Annotated in this window: 15 protein-coding genes and 1 tRNA gene; 11 read left to right on the top strand and 5 right to left on the bottom strand. The window is 62.3% G+C overall.

Going from position 1 to position 15,129, the window contains the following annotated elements:
* Window positions 1-7: 7 nt before the first annotated feature.
* Complete coding sequence (locus tag LPA37_RS22820) at window positions 8-1,744, bottom strand: proline--tRNA ligase (RefSeq protein WP_228975307.1); 1,737 nt, start codon at window positions 1,742-1,744, stop codon at window positions 8-10.
* Window positions 1,745-2,026: 282 nt separating this feature from the next.
* On the opposite strand from LPA37_RS22820, the gene LPA37_RS22815 reads away from it, so the two are divergent.
* Together LPA37_RS22815 and LPA37_RS22810 are read left to right on the top strand one after the other, a co-directional pair.
* Window positions 2,027-2,701: an RNA pyrophosphohydrolase gene (locus LPA37_RS22815; RefSeq protein WP_229013789.1), complete on the top strand. Its 675-nt coding sequence runs from the start codon at window positions 2,027-2,029 to the stop codon at window positions 2,699-2,701.
* Between the two features lie 77 nt (window positions 2,702-2,778).
* On the top strand, window positions 2,779-3,330 hold the full coding sequence (locus LPA37_RS22810) for a CNP1-like family protein (protein WP_229013788.1): 552 nt from the start codon (window positions 2,779-2,781) through the stop codon (window positions 3,328-3,330).
* 283 nt (window positions 3,331-3,613) lie between these two features.
* Here the strand turns inward: LPA37_RS22810 and proB are convergent, their stop codons facing one another.
* The 4 genes from proB to rplU all read right to left on the bottom strand — a co-directional run bounded on the left by proB (window position 3,614) and on the right by rplU (window position 6,688).
* Window positions 3,614-4,732 (bottom strand): glutamate 5-kinase, encoded by a 1,119-nt coding sequence (gene proB, locus LPA37_RS22805; protein WP_228983196.1) that lies wholly within the window; start codon window positions 4,730-4,732, stop codon window positions 3,614-3,616.
* An 84-nt stretch (window positions 4,733-4,816) separates the two neighbouring features.
* Window positions 4,817-5,932 (bottom strand): Obg family GTPase CgtA, encoded by a 1,116-nt coding sequence (cgtA, locus tag LPA37_RS22800; protein ID WP_229013787.1) that lies wholly within the window; start codon window positions 5,930-5,932, stop codon window positions 4,817-4,819.
* A 156-nt stretch (window positions 5,933-6,088) separates the two neighbouring features.
* Window positions 6,089-6,352: a 50S ribosomal protein L27 gene (gene rpmA, locus LPA37_RS22795; RefSeq protein WP_228874116.1), complete on the bottom strand. Its 264-nt coding sequence runs from the start codon at window positions 6,350-6,352 to the stop codon at window positions 6,089-6,091.
* A 24-nt stretch (window positions 6,353-6,376) separates the two neighbouring features.
* Window positions 6,377-6,688, bottom strand: a complete 312-nt coding sequence (gene rplU, locus LPA37_RS22790) for a 50S ribosomal protein L21 (protein WP_007180329.1) — start codon at window positions 6,686-6,688, stop codon at window positions 6,377-6,379.
* Window positions 6,689-6,902: 214 nt separating this feature from the next.
* Between rplU and LPA37_RS22785 the strand changes: the two genes are divergently transcribed.
* From LPA37_RS22785 to LPA37_RS22745, 9 genes are all read left to right on the top strand, one after another.
* Window positions 6,903-7,895 (top strand): polyprenyl synthetase family protein, encoded by a 993-nt coding sequence (locus LPA37_RS22785; RefSeq protein WP_228983202.1) that lies wholly within the window; start codon window positions 6,903-6,905, stop codon window positions 7,893-7,895.
* 40 nt (window positions 7,896-7,935) lie between these two features.
* Window positions 7,936-8,012 (top strand) — tRNA-Pro (locus LPA37_RS22780).
* 155 nt (window positions 8,013-8,167) lie between these two features.
* Window positions 8,168-9,472, top strand: coding sequence for an HlyC/CorC family transporter (locus LPA37_RS22775; protein ID WP_228983205.1), 1,305 nt, complete (start codon window positions 8,168-8,170; stop codon window positions 9,470-9,472).
* Between the two features lie 239 nt (window positions 9,473-9,711).
* A complete protein-coding gene (locus tag LPA37_RS22770; RefSeq protein ID WP_228983303.1) occupies window positions 9,712-10,926 on the top strand; it encodes a GspE/PulE family protein in 1,215 nt (404 codons plus the stop codon).
* Between the two features lie 2 nt (window positions 10,927-10,928).
* The gene (locus LPA37_RS22765) at window positions 10,929-12,158 is read left to right on the top strand and encodes a type II secretion system F family protein (protein WP_229013793.1); all 1,230 of its coding nucleotides are present in this window, start codon (window positions 10,929-10,931) and stop codon (window positions 12,156-12,158) included.
* Between the two features lie 28 nt (window positions 12,159-12,186).
* Window positions 12,187-13,113, top strand: a complete 927-nt coding sequence (locus tag LPA37_RS22760; protein ID WP_228983207.1) for a prepilin peptidase — start codon at window positions 12,187-12,189, stop codon at window positions 13,111-13,113.
* A gap of 3 nt (window positions 13,114-13,116) precedes the next feature.
* Window positions 13,117-13,719, top strand: coding sequence for a dephospho-CoA kinase (coaE, locus tag LPA37_RS22755; RefSeq protein ID WP_229013786.1), 603 nt, complete (start codon window positions 13,117-13,119; stop codon window positions 13,717-13,719).
* Between the two features lie 291 nt (window positions 13,720-14,010).
* Window positions 14,011-14,766 (top strand): cell division protein ZapD, encoded by a 756-nt coding sequence (gene zapD / locus LPA37_RS22750; protein WP_228983214.1) that lies wholly within the window; start codon window positions 14,011-14,013, stop codon window positions 14,764-14,766.
* Between the two features lie 124 nt (window positions 14,767-14,890).
* Window positions 14,891-15,088, top strand: coding sequence for a DNA gyrase inhibitor YacG (locus LPA37_RS22745; RefSeq protein ID WP_228983216.1), 198 nt, complete (start codon window positions 14,891-14,893; stop codon window positions 15,086-15,088).
* Window positions 15,089-15,129 lie beyond the last annotated feature (41 nt).

The following is a 15,129-nucleotide window of genomic DNA, read 5'->3' as shown; positions in this document are numbered from 1 at the left end:
GCTCCGGTTAGCCGGCCAGCGCTGCGCGAATCTTCTCCGTCACCGTGGCCGCGGCGCTTTCCGCCGGCAGCAGCGTCGCTTCCGTGTCACGACGGCCCTGATATTCGACCTTACCTTCCTTCAGGCCGCGATCGCCGATCACCAGCCGGTGCGGCACGCCGATCAGCTCCCAGTCGGCGAACATCACGCCGGGGCGCTCGCCGCGATCGTCGAGAATCACATCGACGCCCGCCGCGACCAGTTCCGCATACAGGCGATCGGCATGTTCACGCACGGCATCGCTGCGGTCGTAACCCATCGGACACAGCACAATTTCGAACGGCGCAATCGATTCCGGCCAGATGATGCCCCTGTCGTCGAAATTCTGTTCGATGGCGGCGCCGAGAATGCGCGTGATGCCGATGCCGTAGCAGCCCATTTCCATGTTCTGCGGCTTGCCGTTTTCGTCGAGGAACGTCGCGTTCATCGCTTCCGAATACTTCTTGCCGAGCTGGAACACGTGGCCGACTTCAATGCCGCGGCAGATGTCGAGCACGCCCTTGCCATCCGGCGAGGGATCGCCCTTCTGCACATTGCGGATATCGGCGACGACCGGCTCCGGCAGATCGCGGCCCCAGTTCACGCCCGTCGTGTGGAAGTCGACTTCGTTCGAACCGACGACGAAATCGCTCATGTTCGCGACCGTCGTGTCCGCGATCACCTTGACCGGCTTCTTCGTGCCGATCGGGCCGAGGTAGCCCGGCGGCGTGCCGAACCATTCGACGATCTCCGCTTCCGTCGCGAAACGGAACTCGCCGAGACCCGGGATCTTGTTGACCTTGATCTCGTTCATCTCGTGGTCGCCGCGCAGCATGAGGAGCCACAGCGTCGGTTCGGCGCCTTCGTTTTCGGTCGCGAGGACAATCGACTTGATCGTGCGTTGCAGCGGGATGTCGAGGAATTCGGCGACCGACTCGCACTTCGCCTTGCCCGGCGTCGAAGTCTTCGTCATGGGCCCGGTGGGCGCGGCGCGTTGTGCGATCAGCGGCAGCGCATCGGCCGCTTCGACGTTCGCGGCAAAATCCGACGTCGGGCAATAGGCGATCGCGTCCTCACCGGTTTCGGCGATCACGTGGAATTCGTGCGAACCGCTGCCGCCGATCGAACCGTTGTCCGCCGCGACCGCACGGAATTCGAGACCGAGGCGCGTGAAAATGCGCACGTAAGCGTCGTACATCTTGCGATACGACTCGCGCAGGCCGTCCATGTTCTTGTCGAACGAGTACGCGTCCTTCATGATGAATTCGCGACCACGCATCACGCCGAAGCGCGGACGGATTTCGTCGCGGAACTTCGTCTGGACCTGATAGAAGTTGACCGGCAACTGGCGGTAGCTCTTGATCTGGTTGCGCGCGATGTCGGTGACGACTTCCTCGTGCGTCGGACCCATCACGAAATCGTTCTGCTTGCGATCCTTGAAGCGGAGCAGCTCGGGGCCGTATTTTTCCCAGCGGCCCGATTCCTGCCACAGTTCGGCCGGCTGCACGGCCGGCATCAGCAACTCGATGGCGCCCGCCCGGTTCATCTCCTCGCGCACGATCGATTCAACCTTGCGGATCGAACGCAGACCGATCGGCAGGTAGTTGTAAATGCCGCCAGCGACGCGACGAATCATGCCGGCGCGCACCATCAACTTGTGGCTGACGATTTCTGCGTCAGCGGGAGCTTCCTTCAGGGTGCCGATAAAGAAACGGGAGGCTTTCATTCAGAATTTTCCAAAAGCGGCGGCACAATCCGAGCCGTCCAAAAAGATAAAACGGGGATTCGCGGACCCTTTGCGACCTTCATTGCGACCGTCAGCGGGCACGACGGCGGCTTGCGCGGCGGTCAGGCCTGATCTGGCCGGGCCGATCCACAGGGTCTGATCCGGAAGACTACTCGACGACGCCCTTTTGCGGCGAATCGTTCCATTCTGGTGCGATCCGGTGCGTCAGGTCCGTTATCTGTTTATAATCAAAGCAATTTTAAAGGATTCGAAGGTGGTTGTATGCTGGATCGTGAAGGCTTTCGCCCGAACGTCGGCATCATCCTCTTGAACGCGCACAACGAGGTGTTTTGGGGCAAGCGGCTCCGTGAACATTCCTGGCAGTTTCCGCAAGGGGGCATCAAGTATGGTGAAACCCCTGTGCAAGCGATGTATCGGGAGTTACACGAAGAAACCGGCCTGCTTCCGGAACATGTCAAGATTATCGGCCGCACGCGCGACTGGTTGCGTTACGAGGTGCCGGACAAGTTCATCAAGCGTGAAGTCCGTGGTCATTACCGCGGCCAGAAGCAGATCTGGTTTCTGCTTCGGATGGTGGGGCGCGATTGCGATATTTGCCTGCGTGCCTGCGATCATCCGGAGTTCGATGCCTGGCGCTGGAACGAGTACTGGGTGCCTCTCGACTGTGTGATCGAGTTCAAGCGGGATGTGTATCAGTTGGCGTTGACGGAGCTATCGCGTTTTCTGCGTCGTACGGCGCCGCGTGGAGAGAAACCGGCCGGGCATCATGGGCCGCGTTATCCCCGGGTGGTCAGCACGATGGCGGCGGAAAGCGCATCGCTGGAATCGTCAGGGTCCCTGATGACGGTCGAGACGTCGATTCGCACGACGATCGAAACGGACTGCGGAGATGTCGAAGCCTCCGTTAGCCGTTCGTCGACGTTCGTGCGCGATTGAACCCTGTGCGGCTGTTCAAGCCGCATCTTGCCGGCGCGGCATTGTAAATACTGCGCCGGCGTTTCGAGGAAATCATATTGAAAGCTTCTGTTTTCGCCGTGGCGTGTCTCGCCACGGGTGCCTTGCTGGCTGGCTGCTCGAGCACGCCTTCCAACAAGGACGACAGCGCGTTTAAGTACCTGCTCGACCAGCCGGCCAACTGGGTTGAAAACAAGGTCGACGAATTGCCGCCGCTGCCGCAACAAGCCAATCTGCTGCCGTTCGACGTGTCGCAGAATACGCCGCTGAAGTTTTTCCTGGACTCGAAGTCGGTGAGCGTGGGCTCCGACGGAGTCGTGCGATATACCGTTGTGATCACGAGCCCGACCGGCGCGCGTAACGTGAATTACGAAGGCATCCGCTGCGACACCTACGAATGGCGTCTGTATGCGGGTCTCGACGCTGACCACAATGCCTGGGACCGCACCGTTGCCAACGCGTTCACCCGCATCGAAAACGGCGAGCTGAATGCCTATCACGCGTCGCTCTATCAGGATTATTTCTGCGCGAACAAGATCCCGCTCGCTAACGCGAAACGGATCGTCGAAAACGTCCAGTTTCACCGGACGCAGAGCACGCTGATCCGGTAAGCGTCAATTAGCGCTTTGGTGTGATGTTCGATGGTTGAGAACCGTGCGCCGACGGTTAAATGCCGGGCTGACTGACATTGCTGCGTGTGTCGGGATAGTGAGCTGGAGATGAATGAAAAAGCCTTTCCCGGAAATGGGATCGGCTTTTTTTCCGCGTGGGCAAAATGTCCCTGGCGAACAAGGCGATCCGGTTCACGCTCATGCGTGAGCGCCGGAAAGGACGCGCCACGCCTGGCCTGTTCGCGATCAGGTGCGTTTGTTTCGGCGCCCTTCGGACAACCCGTTAAACCAGCACCAGGTTGTCCCGGTGGATCAACTCCGGTTCGAGCATGTATCCGAGCACCGACTCGATATCGGTGCTGGTACGTCGCTGGATCAGCTTTGCTTCCGTGCTGCTGTAGTTAGTCAGGCCTCGCGCAACCTCGCGACCCGTGGCGTTCAGACACGCGATGACCTCACCGCGCGCAAACACGCCCTGCACGCCCACGACGCCAATCGGCAGAAGGCTCTTGCCACCTGCGGTCAGCTTCTCGACTGCACCATCGTCGATGACGACGTGACCGCGAACCTGCAAATGGTCCGCCATCCACTGTTTGCGCGCGGCGATTCGCGCCGTACGCGCGACCAACTGCGTGCCGATTGCCTCGCCCGAAGCGAGCCGCACGAGAACGTCCGGTTCGCGTCCGCTCGCGATGATCGTGTTCGCGCCGCTGTGCGACGCGCGCTTCGCGGCAAGAATCTTGGTCAGCATACCGCCGCGGCCAATACTCGAACCCGCGCCGCCCGCCATGGCCTCGAGTTCCGGCGCACCGGCGTCGGCCTGCTCGACGAGTTTTGCCGCCGGATCCTTACGTGGATCCGCCGTGTAAAGGCCCTGCTGGTCGGTCAGGATCACCAGCGCATCGCCTTCGATGAGGTTCGCGACCAGCGCGCCTAGCGTGTCGTTATCGCCAAACTTGATTTCGTCGGTGATGACCGTGTCGTTCTCGTTGATGATCGGCACGACGCCAAGCCGAAGGAGCGTCAGCAACGTCGAGCGCGCGTTCAGATAGCGTTCGCGATCGGCCAGATCGGCATGCGTGAGCAAAATCTGCGCAGTGCGAATCGCGTGCTCGGCAAAACGGCTTTCGTACACCTGCGCGAGCCCCATTTGACCGACCGCCGCAGCCGCCTGCAATTCGTCGATCTCGCGCGGGCGCTTCGTCCAGCCGAGCCGCTGCATACCCTCGGCGATCGCGCCCGAACTGACGAGGACAACTTCCTTGCCCTGCTCCCGCAATGCTGCAATCTGGGCCGCCCAACGGCCGATCGCTGCATGATCGAGCCCACGTCCGTCGTTTGTAACGAGACTCGAACCGACTTTCACTACCAGGCGCCTGGAATCGGCGATGACGGAACGCATTGTGCGCGATCTCCCAAGAGAATGCGTGATACCTGCCTGCACGCCCGATCTCATGGAGTGTGCAGGCCTTGAAGCGACGGGCGGTTATTCCTGCGGCTGGACGGATTCGGCGCCGCCTTCACCCTCCGGCTTTTCACGGAAACGGACGTCGGCGGCCAGATCTTCGGCCTCCGCAGCGCGCTGGGCGTCGGAGTGCGCCGCGATGTGGTCGTAGATGGCGTAAATCAGACTCTCGCAACCCTGACCGGTGAGCGCCGAAATTTCGTAGACCGGGCCACTCCATTCGTAGCGCTTCAGGAAATCGGCGACCCGCTCCGCGCGCTCCTCGTCCGGCACCATGTCGAGCTTGTTCAGCACGAGCCAGCGCGGCTTGTCGTAGAGCAACTCATCGTATTTGCGGAGCTCGTTGACAATCGCCCGCGCGTCGACAACGGGATCGACTGCGTCGTCAAACGGTGCGAGGTCGACGATATGGAGCAACAGCCCCGTGCGTTGCAGATGTCGCAGGAACTGATGGCCGAGGCCCGCGCCTTCCGCTGCGCCTTCGATCAGGCCGGGAATATCGGCAATGACAAAGCTGCGGCTTGGTCCGACACGCACGACACCCAGATTCGGCGCCAGCGTCGTGAATGGATAGTCGGCGATCTTCGGCTTCGCATTCGACACCGACGAGATAAACGTCGACTTGCCGGCGTTCGGCATGCCGAGCAGACCGACGTCCGCCAGCACCTTCAATTCCAGACGCACCATGCGACGCTCGCCGGGCTTGCCGTCTGTCTTCTGACGCGGCGCACGGTTCGTGCTCGACTTGAAATGGAGGTTGCCCAGCCCGCCCGAACCGCCGGCGGCGATCTGAACCGACTGGTTGTGTTCGGTGAGGTCGGCGATCAGCTCGCCCGTTTCCATATCGAGAATCGTCGTGCCGACCGGCATGCGCAACGTAATATCGTCGCCGCCCTTGCCGTAGCAGTCTGCTCCACGGCCGTTTTCGCCGTTGCGCGCCTGGTGCTTCTTTGCGTAGCGGTAGTCGATCAGCGTGTTGATGTTGCGGTCCGCAACTGCATACACGCTACCGCCACGGCCACCGTCGCCACCGTCCGGGCCACCGAATGGGACAAACTTCTCGCGGCGCATCGACGCGCTGCCATCCCCTCCGTCGCCGGCGATGACTTCAATCCTCGCTTCGTCAATGAACTTCATGAGTCACTCCGTCCCGTGTTTAATGCCATTTTGCCGCGACTGTCGCGCGTTGACCAATCGTCCGGATGGCCAATACTTGCGCACGCGGCAATAAAAAAAGCCCCGCTAACTTCGCGGGGCCTTTGTTCCGGTCCTGAAGCCCGTGCCTGAATAAACTCAGGCTGCTGCCGGGACTACGTTGACCAGATGCTTCCTGTCGGCGCCTTTCGTCGTGAACTTGACGTGGCCGTCCGTCAGCGCGAACAGGGTGTGATCCTTGCCGATGCCGACGTTTTCACCCGGGTGCATACGCGTGCCGCGTTGACGCACGATGATGCCACCAGCGTTGATCGCCTGACCGCCGTACACTTTCACGCCAAGTCGTTTCGACTCGGAGTCGCGGCCGTTCCGGGACGATCCGCCTGCCTTTTTGTGTGCCATTTGTTAGCTCCTTGACCGTTGCGCTTACGCGTTGATCGCGTCGATGCGCAGTTCGGTGTAGTTCTGGCGGTGGCCGCCATGCTTCTGGTAGTGCTTCCGGCGACGCATCTTGAAGATGGTCACTTTTGCGTGACGACCTTGAGATACGACGGTAGCCTTGACGGAAGCCCCACTGACCAGCGGCGTACCGAACTTAATCGATTCGCCTTCGCCCACTGCGAGAACCTGGTCGAGCGTGATTTCAGCGTCAATGTCTGCCGGTATCTGTTCTACTTTAAGTTTTTCGCCGACAGCAACCTTATACTGCTTGCCGCCGGTTTTTATGACCGCGTACATTGAGAACCTCACTCTGTATTCATTTTCCCCACGCACCACGCGCGGAAACCCGTGATTATACATAGAGTTAGCTGCGCGGTCAAAAGCAGTTGACATCCTGCGGGAAGGCCGCCGGCCCTGGCCGGATGGCCATTCCTGCAGCGATCTCGCAGGCTGCGGCGCGGAATAGCCGCGATTCGCCTTATAATTCGCGGCACTACCCCTTTTCGCCATCATGTCGTCGACTGCCACCCCCTCCCCCAACGCCGCCAGCCTCCTCGCTCCGATCGCCGAAGACATGCAGCAGGTGAATCGCGTTATCCGGCATCGTCTGGCGTCGGAGGTAATGCTGATCAACCAGATCTCCGAGTACATCATCAGTGCCGGCGGGAAGCGCCTGCGTCCGGCGCTGCTGCTGCTCGTGGCCGGCGCGCTGGGCGAAACCACGGGGTACCGGCACGAACTGGCGGCGGTCGTGGAGTTCATCCATACGGCCACCCTGCTGCATGACGACGTGGTCGACGAATCGGACCTGCGCCGCGGCCGGCAGACCGCGAATGCGCTATTCGGCAACGCGGCGAGCGTGCTGGTCGGCGATTTCCTGTATTCGCGCTCGTTCCAGATGATGGTGGGCGTCGGCAAGATGCGCGTGATGGAGATCCTTTCCGAGGCGACGAACATCATCTCCGAAGGTGAGGTCCTGCAGCTTCTGAACATGCACGACGCCGACGTCGACGAAGCCCGCTACATGCAGGTGATCCGCTACAAAACAGCGAAGCTCTTCGAGGCGGCCGCACAGCTGGGCGCAGTGCTCGCTGGCGCGGATGCGACGATCGAATCGGCAGCGGCGGAATTCGGTCGCCGTATCGGCACGGCTTTTCAGATCATGGACGACTGGCTCGACTACACGGGCACCGCGGAATCGATGGGCAAGAACGCCGGCGACGATCTGCGCGAGGGAAAGCCGACGCTGCCGCTCATCTATCTGATCGAGCGCGGCACGCCCGAACAGTCGGCGCTCGCACGCGAAGCCATCGAGCAGGGCGGCACCGATCGTTTCGAGACCATTTTCGAGGCGATCACGCGCTCAGGCGCACTGGATCACACGCTCGAGTGCGCCAGGCAGGAGGCGCAGGCGGCCGCAGCGGCAATTTCTTCGTTCCCGGATTCCATTTACAAAGAAAGCCTGCTAGAATTATGTTCTTACTCGACGGCAAGACAGTCTTGAACGAGACTGAAAAGCAGTAATAGTCCAAGTAAGGCCAATTCGGGGTGTAGCTTAGCCTGGTAGAGCGCTACGTTCGGGACGTAGAGGCCGGAGGTTCGAATCCTCTCACCCCGACCAGAATCTGAAAAAACCGCGCAAATGCGCGGTTTTTTTTCGCCTGCAGGTTCCCAGCCCCGAATGCACGGATCTTATGCCATCCGGCCAGGCGGGCATCGGCGGCACCCTCTGCTATATTTCCCTCCATCCCCCTTTTTTCCTCTACTTCGCGACGCGTGGACCAAATTCCCTTATGGGCGCAAATCAGCGCCGTCTTTGTACTGCTCATCTGCTCCAGTTTCTTTTCCATTTCCGAAACGGCGATGATGGCGCTGAACCGTCACCGGTTGAAGCATCTCGCCACACAGGGCACACTGGGCGCGAAAACCACGCAAATGCTGCTCACGCATACGGACCAGCTGCTGAGCGTGATCCTGATCGGCAACAACCTGCTGAACACGATTATTCCCGTACTGACGACGTCCATCGCGCTGCACACGTTCGGGCATGACAATGTGGTGCTGTCGGTTGCAACCGGCATCGTCGCGTTTCTGATCATCGTATTCGCCGAAATCACGCCGAAGATTGTCGGCGCGACGTTTCCGGAAAAAATCGCGCTGCCCGCAAGCCTGCTGATCGCGCCGATGATGCGCGTCGCGCGGCCGCTGGTGTGGTTCGTCAATCTCTTTGCGAACGGCATCCTGGGCCTGTTGCACATCAATACCAAAGGCGGACGCGACCAGCGTCTATCCACGGAGGAACTGCGTGCCATCGTGCTCGAATCCGGCAGTTTCATGCCGACCAAGCACCGCAGCATCCTGCTCAACCTGTTCGACCTCGAAAACATTTCCGTCGATGACGTGATGATTCCGCGTCGCCGGATCGAAGCGCTCGACTTCGATGCACCGTTCGACCAGATCCTGCATCAGCTCGAAACCTGCTATCACAACAAGCTGATCGTGTATCAAGGCGATATCGACCGGGTGCTTGGGGTGCTGCATGTCAGAAAAACGCTCTCCGCGCTCCACAACCAGGAACTGGAACGCGAGACGCTGCGCGAACTGCTCGCGGAGCCGTACTTCGTGCCAACCGGCACGCCGGTGTTCCAGCAGCTTCAATATTTTCAGGAGAGTCGCCAGCGCACGGCACTCGTCGTCAACGAATACGGCGAGCTCGAAGGCCTCGTGACGCCCGAAGACATCATCGAAGAGCTGATCGGTGAATTCACGACCTCCATTCCGCGAAGCGCCAGTTCACGCGGCGGCTGGGACGACAACGGCGAATGCATCGTCACCGGCGGCATGCCGCTGCGGGAACTGAACCGCTGGCTGCAACTCGCACTGCCCACTGACGGACCGAAAACGCTCAACGGCCTGATCCTCGAAATGCTCGAAGAGATCCCCGAAGGCGACGTATGCGTTCGCATCGACGAGGTAAAACTGGAAGTGTTGCGAAGCGACGATCAGGCGATTCGCACGGTCAAGATCTTCCGTCCGCCTGCCCGCACGGGCACGAAACTCAAGAAGGCCGCTCGAGACTAGCCATCCGGCCGAGTGGTGCGCAAGACCGGCTGCAACGATGATGAAGTTATCGCGTTCCGCAGGCGGCCTCAGGCCGGATTTCGATGCACCCTCTCACTTCACACGCCACGCCTTCCGCAGCGCTGCGCACCGCCGGCCACGATGACGACGCTGCGCCGGTTCATGGTCAGTCCGCGCCTCGCATGGTCACGCCGTCTGCGTCGCGCGTGTTCAGTGGCGTCGGCACAACGCAGACCTCGATGCGTCTGCGCCACGACGCGGATGTTCCCGTCGATCCGGACTCCGACACCACGCCTGCGGTGCGACTACTCACCGATACGCTGGTTGAAGCCGCAAACCGGAACGCATCCGATCTGCATATCGAGCCCGGTGAACATGACTGGCGCATCCGTCTGCGCGTCGATGGCGTGCTGCATGAGATCGCGCGTCCGCCCGCGCATCTGCGCGACGCGTTCATCACCCGTGTGAAGGTACTCGCCCGAATGGACATTGCCGAGCGGCGCATCCCGCAGGACGGTCGTCTGCGGCTCGCCGCAGCGGCCGGGCGCACGGAGGACTACCGCGTCAACTCACTGCCCACGCTGCACGGCGAAAAGCTCGTGCTGCGGCGTCTCGAAGCGCTACCGGCACAGCTTTCGCTCGACGCGCTCGGGCTCGACCACCTTCAGCGAGATGCCGTGGAAGCCGCGATTCGTGCGCCGCATGGGCTGATGCTCGTCACCGGGCCGACCGGCAGCGGCAAGACGCTCTCGCTGTACTGCTTCCTGCAAATGCTGAACGCTGAATCGCGCAATGTGTGCTCGGTCGAAGACCCGTCGGAAATCCAGATAGCTGGTGTCAACCAGGTCAGTATCCGCGAAAAGGCCGGACTCACGTTCGCCGTCGCCCTGCGTGCGTTCCTTCGCCAGGATCCGGACGTCATCATGGTCGGCGAAATTCGTGACGAGGAAACGGCTGACGTCGCTGTCAAGGCCGCGCAAACCGGACACCTTGTGCTCTCGACGCTGCATACAAACGACGCACCGGCCGCTGTTGCCCGACTGATCGACATCGGTGTCGCGCCATACAACCTCGCGGCAGCGTTGCGCGTGGTAACAGCACAGCGTCTTGTAAGGCGGCTGTGTGTGGCATGTCGTGTACCGGCGAATGAATCAGCCGCCGCGCTTCGCGCGGCCGGCTTCTCCGACGCGCAACTCGACGGTTGGGAGCCGTATGCAGCAAAAGGCTGCCCCGCGTGCCACGGCGTGGGCTATGTCGGACGCATCGGCGTGCATCAGGTGATGCCGGTTTCGGACGCCACGCGCGAATTGATCGTCGCGCGGGCAGGCACGCTTGCGATTGCGAAACAGGCCCAGGCCGAACGCGTCGGCTCGCTCCGCGAGGCGGCGCTGGCCCGGGTGCGGGACGGCACGACGAGTCTGGCCGAAGCGCTGGCCGCAACGGAGGTTGCATGACCATGGCCCGGCCTTCGTTGCACGCTTCGTCACCCGACATGCGCTTCGCGTGGCGCGCCGTCGATTCGAGCGGCGCCCGCCGTCGCGGCACATTGATCGCGCCGGATCCGGTCATCGCGCGCGCATTGCTCAAGCGCGACAGCCTGTTCGTCTACGAACTCGAGGCGCGCGGACAGGCATCACGCCCGAAAGCGCGCGCCGCCGAGGTCACGTTGTTTACCCGGCAACTTGCAAGCCTCCTGCGCGCGGGGCTGCCCCTTGCCCCCGCGCTCGATCTGCTGGCGCAATCGCCGGCGCGGCGCGGTCGGGAGGGCATGCCGCGCATCGTCGGCGCACTGGCCCGCGATATCACCGCCGGCCTGCGTTTCTCCGCCGCGCTTGAGCGGCATCCCGCGCAGTTCGGTGCGTTGTACTGTCAGCTCGTCGGAGTCGGCGAGGCGACCGGCGCACTCGCTTCGGTCCTCGCGCGCATCGCCGGCGACCGCGAGCGTACCGCCGCGCAACGGGCAAAAGTTAGAGCGGCGCTCACCTATCCGGTCGCGATCCTGCTGCTCGCGCTTGCCATTACCGCGGCACTGCTTGTGTGGGTCGTGCCGACGTTCCAGCAGATCTTCGACGGTTTCGGCGCGAAGCTGCCCGCGCCAACGCAGTTCGTGATCGCGCTTTCGTCCGCCGCTGCGCGCTGGAGCGTGCCCGCGCTCGCATGCGCCATCACGGCGTGCGTCGGCGCGGCACACGTCTTACGCCGCTCGGACAAGGCGCGCGTTTCCTTTGCACGCCTGACGCTGAAGCTGCCAATCGCCGGGCCGCTACTGACAACGCTCTGCTCAGCTCGCTGGAGCCGCGCGCTCGGCACGCTGCTCTCGGCCGGCACGCCGTTATCGGATGCATTCGATTCCCTGACGCACGCTACTGGCAACGCCTACGTCGATCGCGCGACCGGTGACATCGCGGTCCGGCTTCGGCGCGGGGAACGCCTCGCCGCGGCCATGCAGACGGCGCGCTGCTTTCCGCCGGAAATCGTTCAACCCGTCGCCGTCGCGGAGGAATCGGGTGCGCTGGACGCGATGCTGATCGACGTCGCGTCGCTCTGCGACCGGCAGGTCGACGAAAAGATCGGCACGCTGGCCAGCCTGTGCGAGCCGCTTGTCATCATGGTGCTCGGCGTGCTCGTCGGCGGTCTGGTCATCGCGATGTATCTTCCCATCATTCAACTCGGCAACGTGGTGTAGCATCGCAGCCGAATCCAGTCATTCAGCCATGCACGCGATAACGTCCCTGACCGACTCCCCTTTCAGCGGCCCGCTGGGCTATTACACCGCCAGCGTCACCGCCGCGTTCAGCGCTCTGCCCGCCAGCGCGCAGATTGCATTCGCCGTCGTGTTTGGCCTCGTCATCGGCAGCTTCGTGAACGTGGTGACACACCGGCTACCCATCATGCTCGAGCGTGCGTGGCGCAACGAAGTAAGCGAGACGACGGGCCAGGCACCCGAAGACGACGCCCTTCCTGCGCGCTATGACCTGTGGCTGCCTCGCAGCGCATGTCCGCATTGCGGACACACGTTGAAGGCCTGGGAAAACATTCCGGTGCTGAGCTATCTGCTGTTACGCGGCCGATGCTCGCATTGCCATGCGCACGTGAGCCTGCGCTATCCCGTGATCGAAATAGCGAGTGCCGCGCTCGCGGCCGGATCGCTCGTGACATTCGGCGCGACAGGCACCGCCCTCGCCGCCTTCGGACTCTGCGCAACACTGCTTGCGATGAGCGCCATCGACGTCGACACGCACCTGCTGCCAGACTCGATGACGTTGCCACTTTTGTGGGCCGGCCTGATCATCAACGTCGAAGGCACGTTTTCCACGCTGCACGATGCGGTTCTCGGCGCGATCGCGGGTTACCTCACGCTGTGGTGCGTCCACTGGCTTTTCAAGCTGATACGCGGCATCGAAGGCATGGGCTACGGCGATTTCAAGCTGCTCGCGGCGCTCGGCGCGTGGCTCGGCTGGGCAGCGTTGCCGCAGATCGTCGTGATCGCGGCGGTGGCCGGTGCGGTCGTCGGATTGCTCGCAACGTGGCGCGGCCGGATGCGCTTCGAGGAGCCGTTGCCGTTCGGCCCGTTTCTCGCGGCGGGCGGGGCAATCACCCTGTTTCTCGGCACGCCGTTGTATCAGGTGTTGGGGAGCTGAAACATGTTTGCTGTCGGGATAACAGGCGGAATCGGGAGCGGCAAGTCCACCGTCGCGGATCTCTTCGCGGCGCGCGGCGTACCGCTTGTCGACACCGACGTGATCGCCCATCGCATCACTGCGCCCGGCGGCATCGCGATGCCATCGATTGCCAGGGCGTTCGGTCCGTCGTTCGTTGCGCAGGACGGTTCGCTCGACCGCACCCGGATGCGCGCGCTCGTCTTCAGCGACGATACAGCCCGGTCGCGACTCGAAGCGATCACGCATCCGCTGATCCGCGCCGAGACTGAGCGCGAGCGAAGTGAGGCCCGCGGCCCGTATGTGATGGTTGTCGTACCGCTGCTCGTCGAATCGGGTAGCTGGAAGACGCGGGTGGACCGTGTGCTCGTCGTCGACTGCACCGTCGAAACACAGATCGAGCGCGTCATGCGTCGCAACGCGTTCACGCGCGAACAGGTACTCGCGATCGTCGCGCGTCAGGCGACCCGCGAAGCGCGGCTCGCCGCCGCGGACGATGTCGTCGTCAATGACACCGTTTCGATCGAGACGCTTTCCATGGACGTCGACGCATTGCACCGGCAGTACGTCGCGCTGGCCGGCGCGTGACACTCACCGGCCAGCAGCCAGCCGATGCGCGAAGCGCGCCGGGCCTACGCGGGCCCACACGCAGGCCGCACTCACCCTCATGCTCCGCCGCACGCCCCACCACATATCCAGTACTTCGCCAGCGCCGCATTCCACCGCGAAACCGGCCGCGCGTCCCGTCACATTGCCATCACGGTTCAGGCGCAGAAAATGCGCCTGAACGGGCGAAAAAAGTGCGTGATTGCTAGGGTAGTCACACGGCATTAGAATGTCCTGCAATCCCGTCACCGACCACGCCAGAGGCGAGCGCGCTTGATCCTTTACGAGTATCCCTTCAACGAGCGAATCCGTACGCTGTTGCGCCTCGAAGATCTGTTCGAGCGCTTCACGTTCTTTCTGACCCAGGAAGACGCCAGGGAGCACCATGTTGCGCTGACGACCCTCTTCGAAATCGCCGAGGTCGCGGGCCGCGCGGATCTGAAGTCGGATCTGATGAAAGAGCTTGAACGGCAACGCCAGACGCTGGCGCCGTTTCGCGGAAATCCCGGCATCGAGCAGAACGCGCTCGAAGCAGTCCTGGGAGAGATCGAGCAGACGCTAGCCGGCCTCACGCAGATGCAGGGCAAAACGGGCCAGCATCTTGCAGACAACGAATGGCTCGCAAGCATCCGCAGCCGCGCGATCATTCCCGGCGGAACCTGCAAGTTCGACCTGCCGTCGTATTTCGCGTGGCAACAGATGCATCCGGACCAGCGTCGCCAGGACATTGCCAAATGGGTCACACCGCTGCTGGCGCTGCGTGATGCCGCAACGATCGTATTGCGCCTTGCGCGCGAATCGGGACAGGCCTCGAAGGTGATGGCGATGCAGGGGAGCTATCAACAGATGCTCTCCGGCCGCTCATATCAATTGATGCAGGTGAGAGTGGCACCGGAATTGCGCGTGATTCCGGAGGCAAGCGCCAACAAGTACATGCTGTGGGTGCGCTTCACGGTGCAGGACGGCGACCTGAGGCCGCGATCGGTCGATGTCGACGTACCGTTCCAGCTTACGTTGTGCAGCCTGTAATAGCAGCACCGGTGCGATAACGGCTGCCGGGACGGCCGCGAGAGCGGCACGCGGCCTTTGAAACTGCTCTCGTTCGCCCCATGTTTGAAGCTTCCCGTTCCTGATTGCGATTGATCGCCTGACCATGCCCACTGTCGTCAAATGCCCAACTTGCGGAAAGGACGTCCGCTGGACACCTGAAAACCGCTTCCGCCCCTTCTGTTCAGATCGCTGCAAGCAGACCGATCTTGGAGCGTGGGCCGCCGAAAAGTACAAGATCGGCGGCACCGATGAAGAACCGCCTTCGGACGAAACCCCTACCGGCGACTACAACCCGCACTGAACGCGCTGAAGGAACAGCCGCCGCGTGCGAACCTGCGCGGA

The organism is Paraburkholderia gardini (genome assembly GCF_907164545.1).
Classification (GTDB): domain Bacteria; phylum Pseudomonadota; class Gammaproteobacteria; order Burkholderiales; family Burkholderiaceae; genus Paraburkholderia; species Paraburkholderia gardini.
Note: the sequence above shows the minus strand (reverse complement) of the source record. Positions and strands in the feature narration are given on the sequence as shown.